Source organism: Bacillus siamensis, assembly GCF_051628075.1.
GTDB lineage: Bacteria > Bacillota > Bacilli > Bacillales > Bacillaceae > Bacillus > Bacillus siamensis.
The window spans coordinates 2,974,749-2,999,903 of sequence record NZ_CP155579.1; the positions used below are offsets into that span (position 1 = coordinate 2,974,749).

Genomic DNA, 25,155 nt, shown 5'->3' on the forward strand with positions numbered 1-25,155 from the left:
CACACCTCCGCTTTTCTTTACAGCATTTTATGCACTGCGTCTGGAGTTGTGCCCGTTTTTATTTCGGCTTGCGGCTGTCTTCGTGCTTCGATCGCTGACGAAGTTTGATAAGCCGGACGATATTTAAGACGAAGGCTTTTAAGACCGCGTAAACCGGCACGGCCAGAATCATTGCGAGAATGCCTCCGAAACTGCCCGCTCCGATAAGCAGAAGAATAATGGTGAGCGGGTGGGTATTGAGCCGTTTCCCGATAACAAGCGGAGAAAGCAGGTTTCCGTCAAGCTGCTGGACGACAACGACAACAATCACGGCAAACAGCGCCTTAGCCGGAGAATCCATAAATGCGATAATGACCGCCGGCGCCGCCCCGAGAAACGGTCCCAGGTACGGAATGATATTGGTGACGGCGATCACCATCCCGAGAATTAACGCATACGGCAGGCCGATGATCCAATATCCGATAAAGCATGCCGTTCCGACAAAGAGACAAATCAGCAGCTGGCCTTGGAAATATGCGGCCAATGTGACGTATAAGTCGTTAAATATTTTCCGGCCCTCCGCCCGGTAGGAAGAAGGCAGAATTTTAACCGCCAAAAGCGGAAAACGCCGGCCGTCCTTCAGCATATAAAACAGAATGAACGGAACGGTGATCACGACAAGCGTAATATTCGTAACGACGCCGAACACGGCCGACAGGCTTGCGGTAATATTTTGCGGAAGGCTTTGTAAAAATCCCGTCAGAGACTGCCGGATTTTTTCTATCGACACATAATCCTGCGTCATCATCCACGTGAACCATTTGGAATGGGATAATTGTGTAATCAAGCTTTGAATCTGATTAATGTAATCAGGGAAATTGTTAATCAGCCCCGTGACCTGAGAAGCCACGATCGGTCCGATGGCGGTGAACATAAAGGCGATCAGGCCGATGAAAACGAGATAAATGAGCAGGATCGCCAATGTCCGGGGGATTTTTTTCTCAAGCAGGCCGACGATCGGATTAAAAATGAAAAACAAAATGCCCGAGATCAAAATCGGGAAAAACAGAGTGGTGATGAAACCGAAAAACGGCTGAAAAATAAACGAGACTTTCGTTGATACGTAAATAATGAGCAAAACGAGCAAAATTTGCAGCGTCCAAAAATGGACCTTTGATTTCAACAAGCGGTTTCCTCCTATTGTCATGTGAACTTGTACTGTGATTGTACCAAAAAAAGCCGCCGTGCATCTATGTATCTCAAAAAAGAAGACGCACCGGGGTTCTGTAAGGGCCGCCTCCGGTCTGCGCCTTATACGGGCTGTTACACCCGTTCGGTATAATCAGGCATGACAGAAACCACATGGCGGTTCCTGATATATAATACGCGGTCATGGGTTTCTTCAATGGCGATATGATCCGGAGCGGCATCAATCAGCCGTCCCCTGACAATCCGTCTGACGGTTTGAATGATAAACCTTGAGCCGATAAGCTTATGGATGGTCTGATAAACGTAAGGATCTACTAACGAGACGAGTTGCGGGCTTCCTTGATGGGCCATTTTCGCTGATCCCCTTTACTATGTTTTCCTTCATCATATGCAGCGGACAAAGGCTTTGACACAGTACGTCTATCGGAGCGGAAAAGGTGTTAGTGAGATTGCGGGGTTATGTAAAGCGGAAAAGGCCGCATGAGTGGCCTAGACTGAGCTTCTTATGGGATATTGGGCTTGGTCAATTAACTGATCAAGCTTTTGGATTTGTTTGAGCGCGGCCGTGTGATCCATTTGGCGGTAATGATGATGTCCGCCAGGTTCTTCATCGAGTTCGTCCGCTTGTTTCACGATTTGCTGGAGCGTATTCTTGTCCAGTTCGCCTTCAGGTAGATAGGAATCGGTGTGAAGCAGAATCGCCAGCGCAATGTCTTTCGCCGCTTTCGGTTCTTCACCGAGCCGGATGAGCAGCTTATGCGCCCGTTCCGCGCCTTTTATGGCATGGATATCGTTTCTTCTGTACTTTTCATAATCCCATTTGCCGTCTGTGTACCATTCGTAATGGCCGACATCATGCAGTAAAGCCGCTTTCGCCGCAAGATCGGGGCTGACACCCGCTTTTACGGCAAGACGGTATGCATGAAACGCGCAGGCAATCGCATGGGCGACACCGGAGCGCTGTAAATACTTTTGTGCGATTGGATGGGTGAAGACATCCATTAACGTTACATTTCTCATGGAAACCCCTCCTTAATTATATTTTTAGAATCCTAACATAAATCGAGAAGAAACTCAATTCATCTGATACATTTCTTATACCCCTTACTTGGTGTTTCATTCATGATATGCCGCCGGGCGCCGAAGTGATTGTACAAACAAAAAAAGAGCAGCGTGAAAGCTGCTCTACAAAAACTCTTTAATATCGTATATCCGTCCGTTTTCCGGCTCGCCCGCGATCAGTGAGTGAATGACGCCGGCGATGTATTCCGGGCTTCTGAGATTTTTCGTTTCTTTCAGATTGCGGAACCGCTCGATGTCATAAAAATCTTCTTTTGACGAAGAACGGATGACGGCCTGCATGTCTGTATCCATCACTCCCGGCGAGAATGATATCATGCGGACCGGCAGCTCTTCATCTTCCTGTTCGAATCCGAATGTTCTCGTAAACATATCAAGCCCCGCTTTGGAGCTGCAATACGCGCTCCATCCTTTATAGGGATTTTTCGCCGCGCCAGATGTGATGTTGACAATTGTTTTGCTGCCGCTGAACGCTTCGAAACGCTTTGTGAACATTTGGCTGAGCAAAACGGGCGCCGTCAGATTAAGGGTATAGTGGCGGTTCAATTCTTCCGCGGAAGCCTCTTTCGCCCGCTTGATCGGTTCCACCATTCCGGCATTATTGATCAGTGTGACGGCGGAATACCGCTTCTTCTCAGCTTGATCAAGAATCGCCTTCATCTGCCGCTCTGTATCTGCCAGATCGGTTAAATCAACACTGTATTCTGTCAGTCCCTCACGCTTTTCCCCGCTTATCGTTCTTGAAAGCGCGGCGACTTCGGCTCCTTCTTGCAGCGCCTGTTCCGTCAGCGCCCGTCCCAATCCTTTTGACGCGCCTGTTATAAGAAAAAACTGCATGAAACTCCTCCTTTTTTTCTTATTTTACGGGCTGTCTTCCCGCAAACACAAGCGATCCGTTTACCGCTTTGCCTTATCCTGCGCCGTCACCTTCGGAATCAGATAGATCATTGCGGCGATGCCGAGGAGGATCAAGACGGCATAAATGACAGGCAGCAGAAAGGAAGTCTTTTTCTCATCCGTTTCCATGTCTGCTGAGGTATGCCGCACCGCAGGCTCGGCAAATGTGATACCCAGTTTTTTCGATTGCGCTTTGATCGTATTCGGCTCCGTTTCTGATGATGAAAACAAATTTGATATCAGTTTTTCATCCGGGTTTTCTGCCGGCTGATCGAACGTGATGTCCTTCTGCTCTTTCGGAAGCGCCGTTTTTTCCTCGGAATAGGCATCATCATGAAGATAATCCGTGCGAATTTCAATGTCTTTCTTTTCATATTCATTCGGCTTGACATCAGTATTGTCCTCATTCGCGGCTGCGGCTTGTGGGAGGAAAAGGAAAAAGGAGAGAGCAAGCAGCAAAACGCCTTTTTCCACGATTGTGTTACGCCTCATAAGACTGATCACTTTCCTCCGTTTTTTCCGCAAGCAGCCGAATGATGAGCGGAAGCGCCGCCGCAATCAGCGTAATGATCGCAAGAACCGTTATCCCCATCGCAAACAGATGGCCCGTTCCGTATTGAATATCGATATACACTTTCGATACCGGGCTGTCAAAGCTGAAGTTCGGCATAATCAGGTCGATCAAAGGCGCCACATAAAAGAGAATGAGCGCTGATGAAGCGATCCACCCGGTGATTGAGCCAAAGACAAAGGCTGCCCGGATGAAAGCTGAACTTGCCGCAAGCAGGAGAATCGTAAAGACTGACCATTTAATCGTCTGATCGTCCGGAAGTGAGTAGATATTCAGACCGAACAGACTGATCATCAGTCCGACCATTATGTTTAAAATCCCAAATAGCGCGCCTTTGACAAGAAACGGCGCCTGCTGATAATACGAGCTGAAATAGCCGATCAGAAGACTGCTGATCAGAACGATTACCAAAATGACAACCGGCGGAACATTCTGAGCCCGGTCTTCCGGCACCTCTCCGCTGATTTTAAGCGGATTGGCGAGATAATCATAAACATATCCGTTTTCCTGTCCGTCAACGAGCGCGTTCCCTAAAATGCCGTACACGTCATTTCTGATCAATTTCGTGGAATCGACGTTTTTGCCCCAGTTGCTGTTCAGGGTGTCCGCTTTATGCTGGACGTCATTTACGCTTTGCTGCATATTATCGGTATAGCTGATGATGCCGGACTGACGTTCTGACAGATGGCCCATCGTGTCAGACATTTGCAGCACTTCGCGGCCGACGGTATCCTGAGCGCCGAGCGCCATCGTTCCGGTTAATCCGTCTCCGCTGAATGCGGCCGCTTCCTGTACAGCGCCTTCAGCCAGCTGATCGGATGCTTTCGCCGCGCTGTCTGAAATGCTGGCGAGCTCATTGAGCACTCCGGCTTGTTCATCTCTGATATACGAGCTGTAGTTATCCGAGAATTCGGTCATGCCTTTAATGAAATTGCTGATGTCTTCATCTGTCTGCATTTTGTTGTTTTTCAGATTTTCCCAGCTTGCCGTTTCTTCCGGTTTGATGGCGAGAACGGTTTGGACTTCGCCTTGCTGGGCTTTCAGCACCCTGTTTTTCACATCAGGCAGCGGGCCTGCGTCAAGAGAGTGATAGAGTGTTGCCTCATACAAAGATAAATCATTATAGTAACTCATTAAATCGGATATCTCTTTTGTATTGATGTCAGCGGCAAACATCTGTTCAAGAGCAGATTTGCGGCCGCTATCCAATGACGGATAGTTCAGAATGTTCTGTTCTGTTTTTACAATCATTCTGTAAACGGTATTGAAGTCTTGTTTTCTCTTTTCTTTTGATTCTTCCAGCTGCTCACGTAATTTGTCCGCTCGTTTGTTCGCGTCTTCAATTCGGTCTTTAAGGCCTTGGATTTCTTCATCAAGAGCATCGAGACGTTTTTTCAGTTCTTCATTATGAGTCTGCTGTTTCTCTTCCAGCTCTTTTTCAATTTGCTGAATGCGCTCTGCGGCTTGGTTCAGCCTTTGTTTCGCGTCAGAAACTCCCGTGCCGCCGTCTCCTTCAGAATCGTTTGGATCGTCCGCCGGTTCAACAGCAGGCGGAGTGACGTTTTTAGCGGCCGATGCGGTTTGGACGGTTTTTGGCTCTTCGCCGCCTGTGTTATCGGAATCAGGCTGCTGATCTTTTGTGCCGTCTTCCGTTTTTCCGTCTTCTCCGGGAGCCGTTCCGTTATTCGGATCGGTACCTCCGGGTTTTTCACCGTCATCGCCTTGGCCCGGTTTTTCAGGATCAGGATTTTCTTTTTCCGGTTCTTTTAGCCCGTCTGAAATTTGATTGATTTCAGCGGAGATGCGTTTTAATTCATCACGCTGATCGTCAAGGTCAATTTTCAGATCGCCGGGTTTTTCTTCTTCCGGTTTTTCTTCTTCCGGTTTTTCTTCTTCTTTCGGTTCATCTGAGCCGTCATCCCCCGGATCATTTTCCGGAACGGTTAATGCCTGCCGGTCCCTTTTCATCAGGGTTTGGATGCTGTTCAGTGTTTCAAATCTTGCTTGAGCTTTATATTGAGTCAAATAATTGTCCAGTAAATTGGATTGAATATTTGCCATCCCGCGTTCCTGATCAGGCACCTGTGCTTCTCTCACCTGCTGGGCGGCAAACAGAGCCGCTCCTGTCTGGTCGAGCTGTGTCTGCGCCTGGTTTATGCCTGAAGACAGCCCGCTCATCATGGCGCTGAACTGATTGGCGGCCTGCTGTGCTTTAATGGCGTTCAGGCCGGTTGTGATTTGCTTTTGATTTTGTTCCTGCGCGGCCATCAGCAGTTTTTTCTGATTTTCCTGATATTGTTTATAGCGCTCAACCGTATCGGCAAAGTCTTTGAGCGTGTTTTTGGCTTCATCTGCCGAAGTCAATTTTTCTTTTGCCGCGCCTTGTGCTTCATTCATTGATTTTTTCAGTTCGTCAATCAGGTCTTTTTGCCGTTTGATTTCACCCGCCAAGTCATTGGAGCTCGGCTTGTAAAAGTTGTACATGACGTTTTGAAATTCTGATTCTTTATTGACGATCTTGTCAAAATCGCCCCTGACATTGTTCACTTTTTGTGAGACGAAATTCCAATACAATGCCGACATTTTTTTATTCATTGATTTTTGGGCGTCTTCAAGCTCACGCTGCACTTTTTCTTTGTTGACGGCGTTCAGGCTGCTTTGAATATTGAATGTCAGCGTGGCTTTTTGCGGACGCTCTTTGTCATAGCTTAAAATGTCTTTTGAAAAATCGGATGGAATGTAAACGACGGCGTCATACTTCTTAGCCGCCAGACCGTTTTCAGCCGCGCTCCTGTTGACAACCGTCCAGGAATAATCCGGACGGCCGCCGAGAGCCGCCGCCACTTCTTTTCCGAAATGGACGGATTCCTGCCCCTCATTTTCATCTGTTTGTAAGCCCATGTCTTCATTCACGACTGCGATTTGGCGGGTGGCATTGATTTTTTGTTTTCCCGGGTCATCGCCGATAAATCGGAAAAACAGCACCGGCAGCACCAGAATGATAACGACCGCGGCTATTAATTTGATCAGACTTTTTCGTTGTTCTGTCATCTGACGGCCTCCCTTTCCGCTGAACATAGAGGTATTTGGATTTTTTGCTCCTTCCCGTTTTCAACCAAATAGCCGAAGCCCGGCTGAATATCCGGTTCCTGCCTTTGGTAAGGCAGCGGAATAACGTTTTGTTCGGATTTTTTCACAAGCAGCATCGCGTGGCGGATCTGTTTCATTTCCGTCGTTAAGGAATCATAGCCTTTTGAGAATTCGCTGTGATTGCCCGCCGGGATAAAACTGAATCCGACATGCGCGTAAGATTTCATAAACATCGCCAGCTTGTCCTGAATAGCGGTGTCGATTGTCTGCTGGAATCTTGTAATGCCGTCGGCCATTAACACGATCGGAGAGAAACTGAGTTTGTGCACATCACCATTTTTAACGGCCTGTGCATACTGGGCTTCACGCTCCGTGAATATGGCTTCAGCCGATTCGATCCACTGCTGTATGTCTTCTTTTGTGTCCAGATAACTGACCTTTGTTTCCTGCGCATATTGCGACAGTCCGCGGTCAATTGAGTCAAATAGTCCGATCTGTTCCGTTCCTTCACGCAGCAGGTGATTCAGCATGACTTTCAGGATGTTTGTTTTTCCCCGCTGTGTCTGTCCTAAAATGAGGCAATGTTTATATTTACCCAGATCAAAGTACACGGGGCTGACCTTTTCCTCATGCAGCCCGACAGGAATTCGGAACGGTTCCTGACCCGGTTCGAGACGGAGCGAAAATTCCCCGGCCGTCAGCATGTCCGGGAGCATCGGAATCGGTTTTGGACCGGCCGTTCCGGCATGGCGAACAGCTAAAGCTTTGACATCGTCTTTCAGCGCTTGGAACATCTCGAGGTCATTTTCCGCTTCTGCCGGAAGAAACATTTGCGCGAAATGCAGTTCTTCTTTTTGGATCATGACGCGGCCCGGAATCGGTTCGAGACTGAACGGCGGACGCCCGTAAATGGAGTATCCTTCTGACTGATCCATTAAATAATGAACGACTTTCGTTTTTAAGTTGTTTAACAGCGACTGGCGGACGGCGTTTACCCTCGTGGCGGTCAGCAGGAAGTAAATGCCTAAGCTTTGCCCGTCGCGTGAAATCTGGATGAATTCCGTTTCCAATTCATGCATTTCGTCTTTGACGATATCGAAATTATCAATTGTGATAAATATAAACGGCAGCTCTTCTTCACTGAGCGAATTGTACATTTTAATATGGCTGACTTCTTTTTCTCTGAACAGCCGTTTCCGCCGCTCGATTTCTTCCTTGATGCGGATCATGAATTTTTCAATTTTTCTCATTTGATCCATTAAGAAATAATCTGCGGTGTGCGGAAGCTTTGCCAATGGCAGAAGCGTTCCGTTGCCGAAATCAAAGATATACATGTGAAGCTCTTGTGGCGTGTACCCTTCCGCGAAGTTCATCAGGAACGTGATGGCAGAAACTGACTTGCCGTAGCCTGATGAGCCGAAAATACCGATGTTGCCGTCATCCATCATCGTATAAGCGAGAGGCGCCTGTCTTTGCTGATCAGGCTCATCCACGCAGGCAATGAAGAAGCGGTCTTTTTCCTCCGCAGGATAAAGCGTGCGCGGAATACGTTCGGCAAGCGGCGGCAGCCAAGGGCTCGGCAGCTTTTCAATGCCCATTTCTTTTTGAATCCGCTCGATTTCTTCGACTACGGCCTCTATTTCTGCCGGGGCGTCTTTTTTCGCCGCATCATCCGCGTCGACCTCAGACAGCGGAATTAGGCCGGTATCGGTAACAATGGCAATGTCATCCTCGGTGCCGTATACATCTTCCATGTAAGGGGCGCCGCTCCAGGCAGACTGGAACTGCTCATACACTTCATTATTTCCGACTTGCAAATAGCCGCGTCCGGTGACGGTAATATTCGCTGCATCACTGTTTTTCAGGATTTCTTTACTGTCGCTTGCATCCTGCACTTTCAGCGCGACCTTAAAGCGTGAGTTGCTCCATATCTGGTCGTCAATGATGCCGCCCGGCTTTTGCGTGGCGAGGATTAAATGCACACCGAGGCTCCGCCCGATGCGCGCCGCGCTGACAAGCTCCCTGATAAAGTCAGGCTCTTCGCTTTTGAGCTCGGCGAATTCATCTGAAATCAAAAACAGGTGCGGCATCGGAATATCCGTTTCTCCCTGTTTATACAGTTTTGTATAGTCATTGATGTGATTGACGCGGTATTGATCAAACAGCCGCTGCCGTTTTTTCAGCTCGCTTTTGATGGAAGCAAGCGCCCTGATACTGAAGTTTCTGCTTCCTTCGATGTTCGTGATGGTTCCGAGAAGGTGCGGCATCTTGCGGAACGGCTGCGCCATTCCTCCGCCCTTATAGTCAATCAGCAAAAACGCCGCTTCATGCGGGTGGAAATGAACGGCCAATGACAGAATATAAGTTTGCAGAAACTCACTTTTCCCGGAGCCGGTCGTTCCCGCCAGCAATCCGTGCGGCCCGTGGGCTTTTTCATGCAGGTTTAAATACACGATATCGTCTTTTCCCTTGTAGCCGATCGGAACAGCCAGCGATTTAGCAGACTCACTTGTCTCCCACTTCTGCCTGATGCCGATTTCTTTTACTTCCTTCGCATGAAACAGTTCCAAAAATGAGACCGTTTCAGGAATGGAATTCGTCATCCCGACCTGATGGTGCAATGTCCGAAGCGTCCGGGAAAACCGCTCGTTGTCTGTCCGTTCATGCCTGTCCAGCTTAAACGGGATCTGCACCGCTTTTTTCTTCTGAATGAGAATGTCGCCCTCATCCTCATTAATGTAGCGGACGAGGGTGTGAATGTTTTCTGCCAGGCTTTCCTTCGTTTCCGCGGCGATGATCGCCGAGATGCCGAGATGCTCATGCCGGCCTTCGATATATTCTAAAATAACGTGCTCTGCAATCAGCTGCTGATTTGTGATGACAAAAACAAAATGCGGCTGGAAGATCTTTTTTTCTTTCTCGTCTTCCAAATCCCGCTCCCGCAGCAGCTCATAAATGGACGATAACAATTGATCGCGCGTCTGTTCATTGTATATAAACCCTTTCGCATACATATGAGGCAGCTGAAATTGCGGCAGCCACTTCATCCATTCCCAATCCTTATATTCCTCTTCATGAAAGATAAAGACAAACCGCAGGTCATGGTAGCTGTTGAAGAAAGCGAGCTGGCCGATCAGCTGATGAATTTCATTTTTGACGATCTGGGGTTTCCCGACGAGCCCCATCGGCCCTTCTTGTAAATCAACGGTCACGGGCGCATGGCGGATATCTTTATATACACGCTGCATGTGCTGCGACTGCTCCATCAAATCATCGACATCCCGGTTCGCCAGGTCTCCGCCGCTCATCGAAATCTCGTAGCTTGCCGGAACCGTGCCCGTTCCGAGCCGGAGCATCAGGAAATCTCTGCTTTCCAGCGATTTCTCCCAAATGCGGCCGCTGATTTCAGAGGTTAAATATTTCATTTTTTCAAACGGGGGAAAGTGATGCGTCAGCACTTGCAATTGCTTTTCCGAAAGCGTCTGAAGCTCTTTCCGTTTGTTTTCCAAATACTGCTTGTACACACGCTCCCGCTTTTCCTCCCGTTTTTTCCGCTGCGTTTTTTCTCGGAAATACTGCACGGTGGACGTAATGAGCGTCATCATAAACATCGCCAAAGAGACGAGGATGAAAATGCCCCTCGGCTGTATAATGGCGACAACCCCCATTACAATCAGCATGACCACGGGAGGCAGAATGACGAGCCACAGCCCCCGGTTATTCTGTTCGCTTTCCTGCGAAGGGAAACTGAATGACACGCGGTCTTCGGGAAGATCGTAGACCATCCGCGGCGTTCTTCGATATTGCGGGTATTTCTTTTTCATTTCGGTGCTTGGCTTTATCGTTTTGATTAAGCCGCTTTGAAACGGTTCGTGATGAATGACTTCTAAAAGGTCGTCCTCGGTCAGCCTCACACGCAGAAAATTCCACAGCAGCTCATCTCCCGTCCGAAGCTTTTCAGGAGCTTTTGTAAGCTCTCCGTTCAGATAAATTTCCCGGCCGCCAGGAACAACAGACCAGCTTCCTCCCGCTTTTCGCAGATAAAAATCGCCTGTTTGAGCGGACGACGGCTCTTTGTATATATCCGCTTCCTCTGTTTCTGATGAGAAAACGATCTCGTCCTTCCCGCCGATAAAGTAAACGGAGGATTCTTCCTGATCAGGAGTGAGAAGAAGCCGCAGCGTCTCTTCTTCAATCCGGCAGGACATTTCATTTCCTATTGTCAATTCGCCGGCACAGTTATTTCCCAGGAAAACTTCGTAACGATCTGTTTCCTTACGATAAAGGGCTGCGGCAGGTTGCTGTAACGGCAGTGTGCCGAACGTGATCGTATCCTTTATTTCCGGGCCGATCGTAATCGGCTGAGACGGCGGGAGTTCAGACAGCTGAATCTTTTGTACGTGCTCCCGGTAAAAGACCCATAACAGACTCATATGGCGAACCTCCTGACTGCCTGATCGTTACCTGCGGCCTGTTGATATACGCGGTTATTTTTTTTCATCTTTTTTCTCATCTTTCTTGTCGCTCTCTTTGTTATCCTTTGCTTCGTCCTTTTTGCCGTCTTTATCCTGTCCTGCGGAAGCTTCAGCGGTGTTTTCGTCCGCTTCTTTGTTTTGCTCTTCCTGCTCTTTTTTCGCCTTCTCCAGCTCGCTTTCCACAGCGTCCAGTTCTTTCTGCTTTTCGTCGTCTTTCATACTGTCATCCGCCAATAATTGCTGCTTATATTTTGTAAGCCCCAGCCAGATATACGGGTTGTACTCAAGATTGCGGCCGATATTGATGGCTTCTTCATTTTCCCCTCGCCCGATATCTATCCAATAAAGGAAGTGCTTCGGATCTGATTGCAGGGTGACCAGATTTCCGATGTTTTTCCGCTGTTCTTCCCTCAGATTTTCAACTGCCACATAAGAAGAAGCAAGCTCGTATTGAACCGATTCAGGAAGGCTTTCCGCATCGTATTTGGCGAGTGTGTCAATGACTTTGCTGTACTGCTGATTTAAAAAATAGCGGTTGCTTTCGGTGATTGCCTCTTGCTTCGGCTGGGCGAAAAACAGTGCGTACAAGGAATACAGAAGTGCCGGCACAAGGAGGACGGCTAGCGCCAGTCCGGCGTATCTTTGGATTTTCCATTTCTTTTTCGGCAGTTTTATGTATGTCTTGTCCCTTGCTTCGAGGGAATCAATTACGTTTAGAATGGTTTCTTCCAGTTCTTCAAACGTTTCCGCTTCTAACACGCTTTTTACCTCGGAAGAGAATTGAAGCGTCTCCTTGTACTTCAAATATTCTTCGAAGGTGAAAGCCCCGTCAGCCGCAAGCGCCGCACATGCTTTGAGCTCTTTTAACACCCTTTCTCTGTCTTCTTCATAAGGCGGGAGGCTCTCCTTTACGCCGTAATGAAGAAAGTAAGGTGTCAGCGCTTTATCAAACACGATATTTTCCGGGGCGGCAATCAGATTGAGCCGTTTCAGCTTATGCTGTTTCACGGCTTGAACGAGACGGTAGGCAAATTGCCACCTGCTTTTCTTATCTTTTCCTTTTATATAGCGGAAAGCCTGGTAAGAAGAAGGGGGGCTGATCGTTATGGTTACTTCGTCTTCTGAGACTGAAACCTCTTTTTGAAAAAAAGGATCAGCCTCTTTAATCACGTTTGCTTCCAGCCCGTCAAGAAGCTTGACTTTTTCCCGCTGGAAAGTGAACGTGAAGCCTGATTCGGTTTCTTCCCGGACGGCGTCCAGTTCTGTTTCTAAATAAGATCTGTTATGACCTGTCATTCCACCATGTCCTCTCATAAAATTTCAAGGCGGTCTCCGTTCGTAATGCCGCAGTCAGATAATTTTTGCTCTCCGGAAAAAACCGTTTCTTTATTGACCACTCTGATCCAATAGCCTTCACGCGGCGGAACGGATACTTGCTGAGCCTGCCGGGCAATATCAATGACTTTTTTCACAGAATGGTAATCTGACAATCTGAGATCGAAGACGCTGCCGTTATAATGTGTTAAATCTATTGTAATATCGATATACATATTCATATCACCCTTACATAGAAAGAGCGCCGTCTTCTTGATTGAATCAGGCGCTCCGTTCTTCATTCATCTTATTATCCGCGAATTTGGTTAGCGATATCTTGGTCAGTAGACTCAAGCGTATTTGCCGTTTGATCGAGCTGATGATTCACATCTTGAAGCAATTCAGACATTTTAATAAATGAAGGTTTCAGCTGCTCATATTGATCCGCGAATGCTTCACTTGAAGCACCTTCCCACATACCTTTCAAATCAGAAATCATGCGGTTCAGGCGGTCAACCTGATTCATGACTTCCTGACTTTCAACGCCATATTGCTTAGCCATCGCTCTTAGCTCTTCGGGTGTGACACGAATTAATCCAGACATATTCCTTATACCCTCCTGTGTCATCAGCCTAAATATGGGCTAATTCACTTATTTTTTGAACGTCATTATTATAAAAACAACAATTCGGCACAGTCAAACAAATCTGTTTTAATTTTACAAAATGAGTCTTATGATATATTGGATTTTTCGTCATATTTACACATTTTGTAAAGATAATAGTATGATTATCTTATTCTTTTCCATTTCTTCAAATGATCCTATTTTCCTATTTCATTTCCGTTCAAAGATGCCTTTCAGTCTGAAAAACAAGATGGTAAGATCAAGATATGAAGCTATGAAAAAGTAGGGATACAGATGACCAATCCAAAAGATCCATTTAAGTACAGTTTCGACAGGCTTGAAGATGTAGCCGACCATATCAGCGAGGTCCTTCAATGCCCCATTACAATAGAAGACGTTAATCATAAACTGCTTGCATACAGCACGCACAGCGATTGTACAGATCCGGCCCGGACGTCAACGATTATCGGGCGGAGGGTGCCTGAAAAAGTCATCAATAAACTGTGGAAAGACGGAACCATTCCGGCCCTTTTAAAAACGGACCAGCCGATCAAAGTGAAAGAAATTGACGAGGTAGGCCTGAGCAACCGTGTGGCGATTTCCATCTGGAAAAACAGTCAGGTTCTCGGATTTATTTGGGCGCTTGAAATCCAAAAAAAGCTCAATGACGAGGATCTGAAGACGCTTCAGCTGGCAGCCAAAGCGGTGCGGAACAAGCTTTTGCACCTGCAGATCCGCAAAACGAAAATCGAAGAGCGGGGCCAGGAGTTTTTTTGGAAAATGCTGACCGGCCATATTTATCAGGAAGCCGAAATGGCCGAAGGATTTCATAAGCTCGGAATGGCGCTGCCGTCCGTGTTCAGCGTCATGATCATCCGTTTGCATGAGGAGCTGACTGAAAAGACGGAACAGCAGCTGCAATATTTGCAGGAAACGACACAGCAGATTCATGTCATGCTGGCGACTGTCGATTCAAATGAATTAATCCTATTAACCGCGCCGAAAACCGATCAGCCTTTTAAAGATTTAAAGCAATTCGCCCTCCATGTTCAAAAACAGCTGAAAGAACGATATAAAATTGAGGATGCGTCGATTGCTATCGGCGGTATTTACGAATCAATTTCTTACGTTTACCGCTCCTACCAGGAAGCGCTCTCCGTGTTAAAAGCGAAAGAACGGTTTGTGAGAGAAACCAAACACCTTTTCAGCTTTTCTGAACTCGGCATTTATCAGTACCTTGATGTGCTGGATGAAAAACGTAAGCACAGCGGCTATATGAACTATTCCCTGTCAAAGCTTGAGCAGTATGACAGAGAGCATCAGGCCGATATGGTAAAAACGCTCGAACATTTCATTGATGCCGACAGCAACGTCAACACTGCCGCTCAAGCGCTTAACATTCATGTCAATACATTGAATTACAGGCTGAAGAGAATCAGCCAGATCGCAGAAATCGACTTAAAAAACGTGAATGAAAAGTTTACGATTTACCTTGATATCAAGCTTCGCAGCATGGGTTCGTGAAATTTCACAAATCCGTGTTTTTTTATTTTCTGTTTCAAACAAAGAATTTTCGCAAAAATCGCGCTACACTTGAAGCATCACACAAACATTGGGGGAAACAGACATGATTATCGGGGTTCCAAAAGAAATCAAAAACAATGAAAATCGAGTGGCATTAACACCTGGAGGCGTTTCACAGCTTATCGGAAACGGCCATCGGGTTCTTGTGGAATCCGGAGCGGGACTCGGAAGCGGTTTTACTAATGAAGATTATGTATCTGCAGGCGCGGAAATTCTGGAAGACCGAAAGCAAGTATGGGATGCGGAAATGGTCATGAAGGTAAAAGAACCGCTGGCTGAGGAGTATGCGTATTTCCGTCAGGGCCTGATCTTATTCACTTACCTTCATTTAGCCGCAGAGCCGGAATTAGCTAAAGCGCTTACAGAAAAAGGCGTGACAGCTATTGCGTACGAAACGGTAACGGACGGACGTTCACTTCCGCTGCTTACGCCGATGTCTGAAGTGGCCGGAAGAATGGCCGCTCAGATCGGTGCTCAGTTCCTTGAAAAACCAAAGGGGGGAAAAGGAATTTTATTAGCCGGCGTACCGGGTGTATCCCGCGGGAAAGTCACGATCATCGGAGGGGGCGGCGTCGGGACAAATGCCGCGAAAATGGCTGTCGGACTCGGTGCCGATGTGACGATGATCGATTTAAACGCAGACCGCCTGCGTCAGCTTGATGATATTTTCGGGCATCAGATTAAAACACTGATCTCAAACCCTGTAAATATTGCAGACTCTGTCGCGGAAGCGGACCTTCTGATCTGCGCCGTACTCATCCCGGGAGCCAAAGCGCCGACTCTCGTTACCGAAGAAATGGTCAAACAGATGAAACCGGGTTCCGTCATTGTTGATGTCGCCATTGATCAGGGCGGCATTGTGGAAACCGTTGATCATATTACAACACACGATAATCCGACTTACGAAAAACACGGCGTCGTTCATTACGCTGTCGCCAATATGCCGGGCGCCGTACCGCGTACATCTACGCTCGCTTTAACGAATGTGACCGTTCCTTACGCGCTTGAAATCGCCAATAAAGGCGCGGCAAAAGCCATTGCCGAGAGCCCGGCGCTTAAAGCGGGGCTGAATACGGCTAACGGACATGTCACGTATGAAGCGGTAGCCAAAGACTTAGGCTATGACTACGTGCCTGCTGAAAAAGCGATGCAAGGTTCAGCTGCAAAAGCTTAATAGATATGAAGAGGACAGCCTGATCAGCGGGCTGTCCTTTTTTCTTTCTCATAAAAGGAAAAACGGACACCTGTCTCGAATATCAATTCATATCCCGGAAGAAAAAGGAGGATTCATATGGCTGTTCAGCACTATGGTGTATTAAAAGGCACTGTGTTAGATATGAGAAGGGAAACAGATGATGATTCTCCGCATTTTCAAGTCGAGGTGTTAGGCGAGCCTGATACGCACTATCGTTGTGCGATCAATGTCATGTCGAGTTCAAAAGAATCAGAGGTTCTGTATGCGGCGCGCGATCATTTTGACGCAAGCGCGATCACCCTGCTGCCGAACATACCGTATGGGTACACCCCAATTGATGAAACGAGCCGTGAGCTGGCGCTGGATTATGTGCGCGGCGGATTGTTTGATCCCCGGAACATGGTGCCGCTCCCGCATGAAGTCACCGGGCCTGATAATGACTTAAATGATTTTATTGAGACGTATATGCAAAAAGCCAAAGCAGAAAAAGCCGTCGTCTATATTTACGGCTCTAAATTCGGACCGGAGCCGGGCGCTGATAAGATTTTCGGGTTCAAACCGACAAACGGCATGCATAATATTCATATGAATCAGGGAAATCCAATTGACACACGCTGGAAGAAGGATAACGGAGCATGGCACGACGGCGGTATTTTAATCCAGTTTGCAGACCAGTGGGCCGCGGTCTTTTTGGCTTTTCTGTCTCAGTCATGGTGCACGAATGAAGAAGGCCACCCTTATACATTTTGTGATCATAAACAGCTTAGCAGCTGATGTCCGTATAAAATATAAAAAGCCTGCCGAAATAGCGGCAGGCTTTATTTATTACATCTTAGCGGCTTCGGCCTGTTTCAGACTTTCCGGCCTCATATCACGCCAGTTTGTTTCAATATATTCGAGACAAACGGAGCGGTTTTCATTCATCAGGCGGGTTTCCCAGCCGTCCGGCACATCCAGATAGGCCGGCCACAGTGAGTACTGGCCTTCAGCATTGACTAGGACATGATATAAGCTGTCTTCCCGTTCAAATGGATTTGTCATAGCAGATTGATCCTTTCTTTACCGGACTGTACGCCGTCCGTTTAATTTCTCTGCCAGAATCGCGCCGATGTCGGCAAGCGGTCCCGGCTGGCACATATCCTTATGGCGGCAGTCTAAATCATACCGCTCGATTTTTCCCGTAATATACGGTTTCCAAGTATCCGGCTCAATCGGGTCAAACCACTCCGGAATAATCGTGGATCTGAAGAACAGTACATCTCCATGGAACGGCTTCGGCTTGTATGTTCCTAACAGCCCGACAGAATTAATGTACGTGTCTTTCAGGTTCATCATCACCGACTCGTCCAGACTGGCTAATGCGCTTCCCTCACGGCGGAGAATGGTCAGCGCGGTGTCAAAATCAAGCGGCTGATCCCCGAGGCTGTCCGGGTCGTACCCTCCCAGGGCAAGCAGCGCAATGACGGCTTCCTCGTCATCAGGCGCATTTTTTATCGGCAGAAAATGATTCGGGTACGCGTCAAGCATTACCAAAAGCGAAACCTCCTCGCCCCGGCTCTGTAATTGTGTCGCCATGGCCTGAATGACATTTCCCCCGAGAGACCAGCCGAGCAGACGGTACGGCCCTTTCGGCTGCACGGTGCGGATCTTTTCAATATAATCCGCCGCCATGTCATCAAGGCTTGCGGGAAGCGGTTCTTTTTTTCCGATGCCTCTCGCCTGTAAACCGTATATCGGATAATCGGCTTCTAAAGAAGACATCAGCCCGGCATAACACCAGCTGAGACCGCCGGCAGGATGGACACAAAACAGCGGTGTTTCTTCTCCGGCTGTTCTGAGCGGCAGAAGAACATCAAGCGCGCTTGTCCCTGTGCCCGTCTCAAGCCTTTCAGCAAGACTCGCCACCGTAGGAGCTTCGAATAATGTTCCGATACTGAGCTCGGCTCCCATCGCTTCCCGAATACGGCTCATTAAATGGACCGCAAGCAAAGAATGGCCGCCTAAATCAAAGAATCTGTCATCAATACCGACACGCGGCAGGTGCAGCACCTCTGCGAACAGCTCACACAGCATTTCTTCCTGAGGTGTTCTCGGTCCCCGGCCGGAGACCTCCATTTGGAAGTCAGGCGCAGGGAGCGCTTTTCGGTCAAGCTTTCCATTCGGTGTCAGCGGCAGTTCATCCATTTGGACAAAAGCAGACGGAACCATATAATCCGGCAGGCTTTCTCCGGCAAACCGGCGAATCTCTCCCGTATCTAAGCTGCTGCTGTCAGAGCGGACAAGGTAAGCGGCGATCCGTTTGTCTCCCGGCCGGTCTTCACGGACGACTGCGGCCGCGTCCTCAACTCCCGGATGTTTGACGAGAACCGCCTCGATTTCTCCCAGTTCAATCCGGAATCCGCGGATTTTTATCTGATGATCCGCCCTTCCCATATAATCAAGAGAACCGTCCGTCCGCAGGCGGGCTAAGTCCCCCGTCCGGTACATTCTCGTTCCCGGCGGGCCGTACGGATCAGCCACAAAGCGTTCCGCGGTCAGGCTTTGCCGCCCTAAGTAACCGCGTGCCACACCTTCCCCTGCAACATACATTTCGCCTGTGATGCCCGGAGGCACAGGCTCAAGCCGGTCATCAAGCACATATACGTTCAGATCAGGAATGCCGCAGCCGATGAGGCTGTTTGCCTTCAGTTCCGCAATGTTTTTGTCTAATTCAAGATAACTGACGTGCACCGTCGTTTCCGTAATGCCGTACATATTTATGAGCACCGGCTTATCGTCCGGATGGCGGCTGTACCAATCTTCAAGCCGGCCCAGCTCAAGCGCCTCGCCGCCGAAGATGATATATCTGAGTGCAAGCTTGCGCCCCAGCTCTTCGTTTTCTTTTTCCGCATGCATCAGCTGGTAAAACGCTGACGGCGTTTGGTTAAGCACGGTCACCCGCTCTTTCACGAGAAGATCCAGAAACGCTTCCGGCGATCTGCTGATGTCATGCGGCACGACAATGAGACGACCTCCGTGAAGCAAAGGCCCCCACATTTCCCAGACAGAGAAATCGAATGCGTAAGAGTGAAACATCGTCCATACATCATCAGAATTAAAGCGATACCAGTGCTGTGTCGACTCAAACAGCCGGATGACATTGCTGTGCGGGATGATGACCCCTTTCGGCACACCGGTCGATCCCGACGTGTAAATGACGTAAGCCGGATGAAGCGGTGACAGCGGACAAATCCTGTCTGCGTCAGTCGGATTCGTAACGGCATATTGCTCAAGTGTTTCTTTTTTCTGCGGGTCATCCAAAATGAAGGACGGCATACCGCTATCGGCAGGAAACTTACTTGCGCCTTCACAATTGGTAAGCATAAATACAGGCTTGGCATCCTGTAACATAAAAGCGATGCGGTCCGACGGATAATCGGGATCAAGCGGCAAATACGCAGCTCCCGTTTTCAGGACGGCTAACAGCCCGACAATCGTATCTAAAGAGCGCGGCAGGGCCAGCGCGACAAACTGCTCCGGGCCGACGCCGCGGGCGATCATCATATGTGCAAGCTGATTGGCTTTTTGATTCAGCTCTTTATAAGTGAGCCGGCTCTCTTTATATACGGCCGCCGTTTCATCCGGTTTTTCGGCGGCCTGTCTTTCAAACAGTTCAGGCAATGTCTTTCGAGGCTGAGTGTGCTGTTTATTCCGTTTAACCGGCAATAGCTTTCGGCGCTCTTCATCAGAAAGAATCGTTAAGCTTCCGATCGGCTTTTCCGGATGCGATGCGGCATCTTCGAGCAGAAGAAGCAGACGTCCCGCAAGTGCTTCAGCCGTTTCTTTTTTAAATAGGTCCGTGCTGAATTCCAAAAGACCTTCAATACCGGCAGGCGTCCCGTCGTCATGGCGCTGCTCGGCCAATTCCAGTGTCAAATCAAATTTGGACGCTCCGACGCTGCTGATTTGCAGGCTTGTTTCCATGTCCGGAAGGCTGAGTACAGGATCAGGCGTATTTTGGAATGCGAGCATCACTTGGAACAGCGGATGTCTTGACCGGGAACGAACCGGATTCAATTCCTCCACGAGACGTTCAAACGGCACGTCCTGATGTTCATATGCGGCGAGATTTATCGTCCGGACCCTTTCAAGAAGCTCACAAAAGCTTGGATCGCCTGAGGTATCGGTTCTCAGCACGAGAGTATTAATGAACATGCCCACAAGGTCGCCCAGTGCGTCATCACTGCGGCCGGCTATCGGGCTGCCGATCGGAATATCGGTTCCGGCCCCGAGCCGGGTCAGCAGTGCGGAAAGCCCTGACTGAAGCACCATAAACAGGCTTACGCGCTGATTTCTGGCAAGTGAGAGAAGACGGGTATGAAGCTCTTGGCCGATTTTGACCGGAATGACGCCCCCTCTGTAGCTTGATTCGGCGGGTCGCGGAAAATCAGACGGCAGCTCCAGCTGATCCGGTACATTTTCAAGTGTTTTCTTCCAGAAATTCAGCTGGCGCGCTATTAAGCTCTCAGAATCAGATACGCTTCCTAAAAGCTGCTGCTGCCAAAGCGCATAATCCGCATATTGAACCGCTAGCGGCGGCCATTCTGCTTTTTTGCCTGTTTGGCGGGCGATATAGGCCGCGGATAAGTCACGCATGAGCGGATTCAAGGACCAGCCGTCACCTGCGATGTGATGCAGAAGAACCATCAGCGCATATTCGCCGTCACCAAGATCAAACAGCTCAGCCCGTACGGCCGGCTCTTTTGCGAGATCAAACCGGTAGCGTGCCGCAGCGGCAAGCATGTCTTGAAGCTCGTTTTCGTCTGCATGTGTCACTGTAAACACGGGACGGGCTTCTTCAGCAGGCAAAATGAGCTGATGAGACGAGCCCTTATTTTCCGGAAAAACGGTACGCAGGCTTTCATGGCGGCTGACAACATCATAAAAGGCGTGTTTCAGCGCTGTTTGGTTAAGCTTTCCTGACATACGGACAATCACCGGAATGTTGTAAGTCGGGCTCGGACCTTCAAGGCAGTAGAGAAACCAAAGACGCAGCTGCGCGAATGACAGCGGGATATGCTGCGGCCGGGCAAACGGCTTAAGCTTTGGCCGCGCGTTCTTTGCAGTGTCCAGCTGTGCGGCGAGCCCGGCAACCGTCGGCGTATCAAACAGACGGCCGATGCCCAGCTCTGCACCCATCGTCTCCCGGATCCGGCTCATCAGGCGTCCCGCTAAGAGTGAATGGCCGCCCAGTTCAAAGAATCCGTCATCAATTCCGACCCGTGCGAGACCGAGAACCTCGGCAAACAGCTCGCATAATATTTCTTCCTGCGGCGTCCGCGGCCCCCTGTCACTCAGGACAGCGGAAAAATCAGGGGCAGGCAGAGCATTGCGATCGAGCTTCTTATTCGGTGTCAGCGGCAGTTCCTCCAGCTGTACAAATGCGCCCGGCACCATATAATCCGGCAGGCTTTCGCCCATATATGCACGAAGGCCGCCGATATCAAGGAGGTGATCCGCGACAGCATAAGCCGCCAGCCGCTTGTCTCCCGGCTGATCTTCACGGACAATGACAGCGGCCTGCGAAATACCCGGATAGTTCGACAGCACCGTCTCAATTTCCCCTAATTCTATCCTGAACCCGCGGATTTTAATTTGATGATCGGCTCTGCTGATATAATCAAGTGAACCGTCCTCACGCCAGCGCACGAGATCCCCCGTCCGGTACATTCTCGCACCTGCGGGGCCGTACGGGTCGGCAATGAATCTTTCCGCTGTTAAATCAGGCCTGTTAAAATAACCTCTGGCAAGCCCCTCGCCCGCGATATAAAGCTCACCCGCAACTCCCGGCGGGACGGGCTGCAATGCGGCATCCAGCACATATACCCGCGTGTTCCAAATCGGCGTTCCGATCGGGGGCGTCCCTGTATAGTCTTTTGCAAGCGGCTGTGCGGCCGACCAGATTGTTGTTTCAGTCGGCCCGTACAGATTCGTCACCGTACAGCCTAATTCAAGCAGGGCATGCATTAACGCTTTCGGGAGCGCCTCACCTCCGACAAGCACCTGCAGCGACCGAAGTGAATCCGGTTCATTTGTGACTAATGAATGCCATAATGTCGGTGTTGCCTGCATGATGGAAATACCGTATGAGTGAATCATGTGTGCAAGCGCCTGCGGCTCCTGAATCGTTTCTTTTCGGGCAATGACGCACCCCGCCCCGCTGATGAGCGGAAGGAAGAGCTCAAGCCCGGAAATATCAAACGCCGCAGTCGTAACGGCGAGCAGGCGGTCTTGTCCGCCGAGCGGGAACATTTCCCGCATGGATAAGAGAAAATTGCTTACGCTTTTTAATGTCACGACAACGCCTTTCGGTCTGCCCGTTGAGCCCGAAGTATAAATGATATAAGCAGGGTTCAAAGGTGAACATTCCGCCTGAGCAGGACCGTCAGCATTTTGACCGGCAATGATTTTTACCGTATCCGGGTCATCAAGAATGACCGTTTTTGCATCACTGTCTTCCGGCATGCAGCCCAATAATTCCATCGTTGTAATCAGACAGACAGGCTGTGCATCTTTGAGCATGTATGTGATCCGCTCAGAAGGAAAATCAGGATCAAGCGGCAGGTACGCGGCTCCCGTTTTCAAAACGGCAAGCATGCTCACGGCCAAATCCTGTGACCGCGGAAGCAGTAAAGCGGCAAATTGTTCCGGCCCGAGCCCTTTTTGCTTTAACATGCCGGCAAGCTGGTTCGCGCGCTTGTTCAATTCGGCATAGGTGAGCTCTTCGTTTTCCGTGATGATTGCCGGGCGGTGCGGTGTTTTTACGGCCTGGTCGTAAAACAGCTCCGGGAGACTTTTCTGCCTTTCAGGTCTGCACGTGTCATTCCAGCTTTTCAGCACGCGGATACGTTCGCTTTCAAGCAGAAGATTGAGTGTGCCGATTTTTTGTGTCTGGTCTTTCACAGCTGATTCCAGCAGCAGCAGGAAGCGTTTTTGATGGTTTTCAATATCTTCGGCGCGGTACACTTCCGGATTCGCATCAAAGTCCACACGCAATCCGCTGCCGTCGGCTCTGTCGTAAACGTTAATTGACAAATCATCAACGGGCCCTGCTGATAAGTTATGAACGGTTCCCCGCGCTCCGGCGAAATCAAGCGCGTAATCAAACGGCATCACATTGACTTGCGGACCGAACAGCCTGCGGTTTTCTCCTAATAATTTAAGATCGCGGCGCAGGTCTTCATGGCGATATTTCTGATGACGCCGGATGCTTCGGATTTCTTTTGCCACTTGGCTGACCGTCTCGTGAAAACTCATATCCGGGCGGAGAGAAAGCCGCAAAGGCAGCAGATTCATCGCCATACTCGGAATATTCAGTGAAATCGAGCCGATCCGTCCCATCATCGGCAAACCGAGCACGATATCCCCGGCGCTTGTCATCCGATGAACATATACAGCTACCGCGGCCGTGACCGCCTCATGCCAGTTCGGAATCGATTTCACATGCTGTAAAGCCGTTTCAGAAAGATAAGCCGTGCTCCTGTGAAAGCTTGCTGACGTTCTCGGTGCTCTTTCCGCCAAACTGACGACATCAGGTTCATCGGCAAATTTCTCCATCCAAAATTCCCGATCTTTCAGGAATTGATCAGACGCGCGGTACTCTTGATCTTCCTTTACCAGATCCTCCAAAGAACCAAAGGAGCGCCCGTTATCCGGACGTCCCTCCCGTATTGCGGTGTACAACTGCGCCGTACGCCGTGCCAGCAGTGAAAAACCGTAGCCGTCTATCGCGATGTGGTGAATGCGCTGATACCAGAAAAAGCGTTCCGGTCCGGCTTGGAATAAAATGTCGCGGTACAAGGGCCCGGCCGCCATATCAACAGGCTCACCCAAATCAGTCTGCATGATTCTGAGTGCGGCCTGCTTCGGATCAGCCGCTGCGCTCACATCTATGACATCAATCGTCGCCTCACAAGAAGGAGCGATCGTCTGTCCCGGTCCGTCTGTTCCCTCTGTGAAGCGGGCGTGTAATGACGCGGCTTCAGTCAGCACACGTTCAAGAGCCGTTTTAAATATGTTCACATCGAGCGCGCCATTTATCTCAACATACTCGCCTGTATTGTAAATCGGATTATCAGGATCAAGCTGCTGCGCAAACCAGATACCGGCCTGTGCGCCTGTCAGAGGCAGCTGTTGTGTATCATGCATTCTATTCTCTCCCTTATAAATAATCTGCATTCGGCAAGACTTTTTGAGATCGGGAAGAAAGCAGTCTCCACCACTCTTCAAGCGTCGGATTCTCCGCCAGTTCCACAAACGTCACTTCAGCTCCGTCACGGCGCCATTGTTCGACAAGGCTCATGATTCTGACGGAGTCAAGCCCTCTGTCCAGCAGGTCTTCCTGATCCGGAATATCGGACGGGGATTCTTGAAGAATCGCCGCAATTTGCTCCCGGACCCGTTCTTTTGTCAATGCGGCGGGAGTCTTCTCTTTTCCGTCAGAAACCGGCAAGCCGCCCAGCACTTCCAGCACTTCGTTTGTCAGAGCCGTGTAAGCGCAGCGCTGGGACGCATATTCGATGGCCATCTTATGTTTTTCTGAAGAAAAGTCAGCTACGGCGTCTCCGATAAAAAAGCTTTGAATATCATCCATAAAAGCTTCACAGGCTGTGACGAGGCAGCCGATGTGTGCGTAAATTCCCGTAATAATGAGCTGATCTCTGCCCTTTTCACGCATGATATCAAGGAGATTCGTCCGTTTAAACGCGCTGTATCTCCACTTTGTGAGGACAATGTCCTGATCTTCGGGGGCAAGCTCCGGAATGACCTTTTCTTCATAAGGACCGCTTTTAAGTCCCGGCCCCCAAAAATCCGTCAGCAGGGCGCGGTCTGCCGGGTCTTGGCTGCCCGGCTGCGCGGTGTACACCACCGGAATGCCGAGCGCTTTGCATTGCTCTTTTATTTTCTTGATATTCTGAGCCGCCTCCGTGATCGGAGCCTTCCCTTTCTCAAAAGCATCGACGAAATAATTCTGCATGTCATGGATTAAAAGCACCGCGCGTTTCGGGTTCAGCGTCCACGATACTTTATTTTCAGGCATATCTGACGCTGTCGGCAGCGCATATGCGGGAATAGCCGGTATAGCCAATATAAACAC

16 protein-coding genes are annotated in these 25,155 nt (G+C 49.3%); 3 read left to right on the top strand and 13 right to left on the bottom strand.

What is annotated here, in order from left to right:
- Nucleotides 1-58: 58 nt before the first annotated feature.
- The 10 genes from ABDB98_RS14660 to ABDB98_RS14705 form a co-directional block, all read right to left on the bottom strand.
- On the bottom strand, nucleotides 59-1,165 hold the full coding sequence (locus tag ABDB98_RS14660) for an AI-2E family transporter (RefSeq protein WP_438420503.1): 1,107 nt from the start codon (nucleotides 1,163-1,165) through the stop codon (nucleotides 59-61).
- A 137-nt stretch (nucleotides 1,166-1,302) separates the two neighbouring features.
- A complete protein-coding gene (locus tag ABDB98_RS14665) occupies nucleotides 1,303-1,539 on the bottom strand; it encodes a DUF2642 domain-containing protein (RefSeq protein ID WP_016938107.1) in 237 nt (78 codons plus the stop codon).
- Nucleotides 1,540-1,677: 138 nt separating this feature from the next.
- On the bottom strand, nucleotides 1,678-2,208 hold the full coding sequence (locus ABDB98_RS14670) for an HD domain-containing protein (protein ID WP_007613450.1): 531 nt from the start codon (nucleotides 2,206-2,208) through the stop codon (nucleotides 1,678-1,680).
- A gap of 165 nt (nucleotides 2,209-2,373) precedes the next feature.
- Nucleotides 2,374-3,105: a (S)-benzoin forming benzil reductase gene (locus ABDB98_RS14675; protein WP_438420504.1), complete on the bottom strand. Its 732-nt coding sequence runs from the start codon at nucleotides 3,103-3,105 to the stop codon at nucleotides 2,374-2,376.
- Between the two features lie 60 nt (nucleotides 3,106-3,165).
- Complete coding sequence (essA, locus tag ABDB98_RS14680) at nucleotides 3,166-3,639, bottom strand: type VII secretion protein EssA (protein WP_438422149.1); 474 nt, start codon at nucleotides 3,637-3,639, stop codon at nucleotides 3,166-3,168.
- A 7-nt stretch (nucleotides 3,640-3,646) separates the two neighbouring features.
- The gene (gene esaA, locus ABDB98_RS14685; RefSeq protein WP_438420505.1) at nucleotides 3,647-6,787 is read right to left on the bottom strand and encodes a type VII secretion protein EsaA; all 3,141 of its coding nucleotides are present in this window, start codon (nucleotides 6,785-6,787) and stop codon (nucleotides 3,647-3,649) included.
- Nucleotides 6,784-11,259, bottom strand: coding sequence for a type VII secretion protein EssC (gene essC / locus ABDB98_RS14690; protein WP_438420506.1), 4,476 nt, complete (start codon nucleotides 11,257-11,259; stop codon nucleotides 6,784-6,786). The genes esaA and essC overlap by 4 nt, the downstream gene beginning before the upstream one ends.
- Nucleotides 11,260-11,313: 54 nt before the next feature.
- Nucleotides 11,314-12,597, bottom strand: coding sequence for a type VII secretion protein EssB (gene essB / locus ABDB98_RS14695; RefSeq protein ID WP_438420507.1), 1,284 nt, complete (start codon nucleotides 12,595-12,597; stop codon nucleotides 11,314-11,316).
- Nucleotides 12,598-12,611: 14 nt separating this feature from the next.
- Nucleotides 12,612-12,851 carry an EsaB/YukD family protein gene (locus tag ABDB98_RS14700; RefSeq protein WP_016938101.1) on the bottom strand — a complete coding sequence of 80 codons (240 nt, stop codon included), beginning with the start codon at nucleotides 12,849-12,851 and terminating at the stop codon, nucleotides 12,612-12,614.
- Nucleotides 12,852-12,925: 74 nt separating this feature from the next.
- On the bottom strand, nucleotides 12,926-13,219 hold the full coding sequence (locus ABDB98_RS14705) for a WXG100 family type VII secretion target (protein WP_003152013.1): 294 nt from the start codon (nucleotides 13,217-13,219) through the stop codon (nucleotides 12,926-12,928).
- Between the two features lie 315 nt (nucleotides 13,220-13,534).
- Between ABDB98_RS14705 and ABDB98_RS14710 the strand changes: the two genes are divergently transcribed.
- The 3 genes from ABDB98_RS14710 to ABDB98_RS14720 all read left to right on the top strand — a co-directional run bounded on the left by ABDB98_RS14710 (nucleotide 13,535) and on the right by ABDB98_RS14720 (nucleotide 16,793).
- Entirely contained in the window at nucleotides 13,535-14,764 is a 1,230-nt protein-coding gene (locus tag ABDB98_RS14710; protein ID WP_438420508.1) for a PucR family transcriptional regulator, read from the top strand.
- Between the two features lie 103 nt (nucleotides 14,765-14,867).
- Nucleotides 14,868-15,998 (top strand): alanine dehydrogenase, encoded by a 1,131-nt coding sequence (gene ald, locus ABDB98_RS14715; protein ID WP_045925858.1) that lies wholly within the window; start codon nucleotides 14,868-14,870, stop codon nucleotides 15,996-15,998.
- A gap of 117 nt (nucleotides 15,999-16,115) precedes the next feature.
- Complete coding sequence (locus ABDB98_RS14720) at nucleotides 16,116-16,793, top strand: DUF2278 family protein (RefSeq protein ID WP_438420509.1); 678 nt, start codon at nucleotides 16,116-16,118, stop codon at nucleotides 16,791-16,793.
- A 51-nt stretch (nucleotides 16,794-16,844) separates the two neighbouring features.
- Here ABDB98_RS14720 and ABDB98_RS14725 read toward each other — a convergent pair whose 3' ends face one another.
- From ABDB98_RS14725 to ABDB98_RS14735, 3 genes are read right to left on the bottom strand one after another with little or no spacing between them, the layout of a single operon-like run.
- Nucleotides 16,845-17,060, bottom strand: a complete 216-nt coding sequence (locus tag ABDB98_RS14725; protein WP_060964406.1) for an MbtH family protein — start codon at nucleotides 17,058-17,060, stop codon at nucleotides 16,845-16,847.
- 18 nt (nucleotides 17,061-17,078) lie between these two features.
- Nucleotides 17,079-24,206 carry an amino acid adenylation domain-containing protein gene (locus ABDB98_RS14730; protein ID WP_438420510.1) on the bottom strand — a complete coding sequence of 2,376 codons (7,128 nt, stop codon included), beginning with the start codon at nucleotides 24,204-24,206 and terminating at the stop codon, nucleotides 17,079-17,081.
- Between the two features lie 13 nt (nucleotides 24,207-24,219).
- Nucleotides 24,220-25,146: an isochorismatase family protein gene (locus ABDB98_RS14735; RefSeq protein WP_438420511.1), complete on the bottom strand. Its 927-nt coding sequence runs from the start codon at nucleotides 25,144-25,146 to the stop codon at nucleotides 24,220-24,222.
- Between the last annotated feature and the right edge of the window lie 9 nt (nucleotides 25,147-25,155).

Bases quoted from the DNA above. Each gene is read 5' to 3' on its own strand.
- ABDB98_RS14665 (WP_016938107.1), bottom strand. From the start codon at position 1,539: ATGGCCCATCAAGGAAGCCCGCAACTCGTCTCGTTAGTAGATCCTTAC.
- ABDB98_RS14670 (WP_007613450.1), bottom strand. From the start codon at position 2,208: ATGAGAAATGTAACGTTAATGGATGTCTTCACCCATCCAATCGCACAA.
- ABDB98_RS14675 (WP_438420504.1), bottom strand. From the start codon at position 3,105: ATGCAGTTTTTTCTTATAACAGGCGCGTCAAAAGGATTGGGACGGGCG.
- esaA (WP_438420505.1), bottom strand. From the start codon at position 6,787: ATGACAGAACAACGAAAAAGTCTGATCAAATTAATAGCCGCGGTCGTT.
- essC (WP_438420506.1), bottom strand. From the start codon at position 11,259: ATGAGTCTGTTATGGGTCTTTTACCGGGAGCACGTACAAAAGATTCAG.
- essB (WP_438420507.1), bottom strand. From the start codon at position 12,597: ATGACAGGTCATAACAGATCTTATTTAGAAACAGAACTGGACGCCGTC.
- ABDB98_RS14700 (WP_016938101.1), bottom strand. From the start codon at position 12,851: ATGTATATCGATATTACAATAGATTTAACACATTATAACGGCAGCGTC.
- ABDB98_RS14705 (WP_003152013.1), bottom strand. From the start codon at position 13,219: ATGTCTGGATTAATTCGTGTCACACCCGAAGAGCTAAGAGCGATGGCT.
- ABDB98_RS14710 (WP_438420508.1), top strand. From the start codon at position 13,535: ATGACCAATCCAAAAGATCCATTTAAGTACAGTTTCGACAGGCTTGAA.
- ald (WP_045925858.1), top strand. From the start codon at position 14,868: ATGATTATCGGGGTTCCAAAAGAAATCAAAAACAATGAAAATCGAGTG.
- ABDB98_RS14720 (WP_438420509.1), top strand. From the start codon at position 16,116: ATGGCTGTTCAGCACTATGGTGTATTAAAAGGCACTGTGTTAGATATG.
- ABDB98_RS14725 (WP_060964406.1), bottom strand. From the start codon at position 17,060: ATGACAAATCCATTTGAACGGGAAGACAGCTTATATCATGTCCTAGTC.
- ABDB98_RS14730 (WP_438420510.1), bottom strand. From the start codon at position 24,206: ATGCATGATACACAACAGCTGCCTCTGACAGGCGCACAGGCCGGTATC.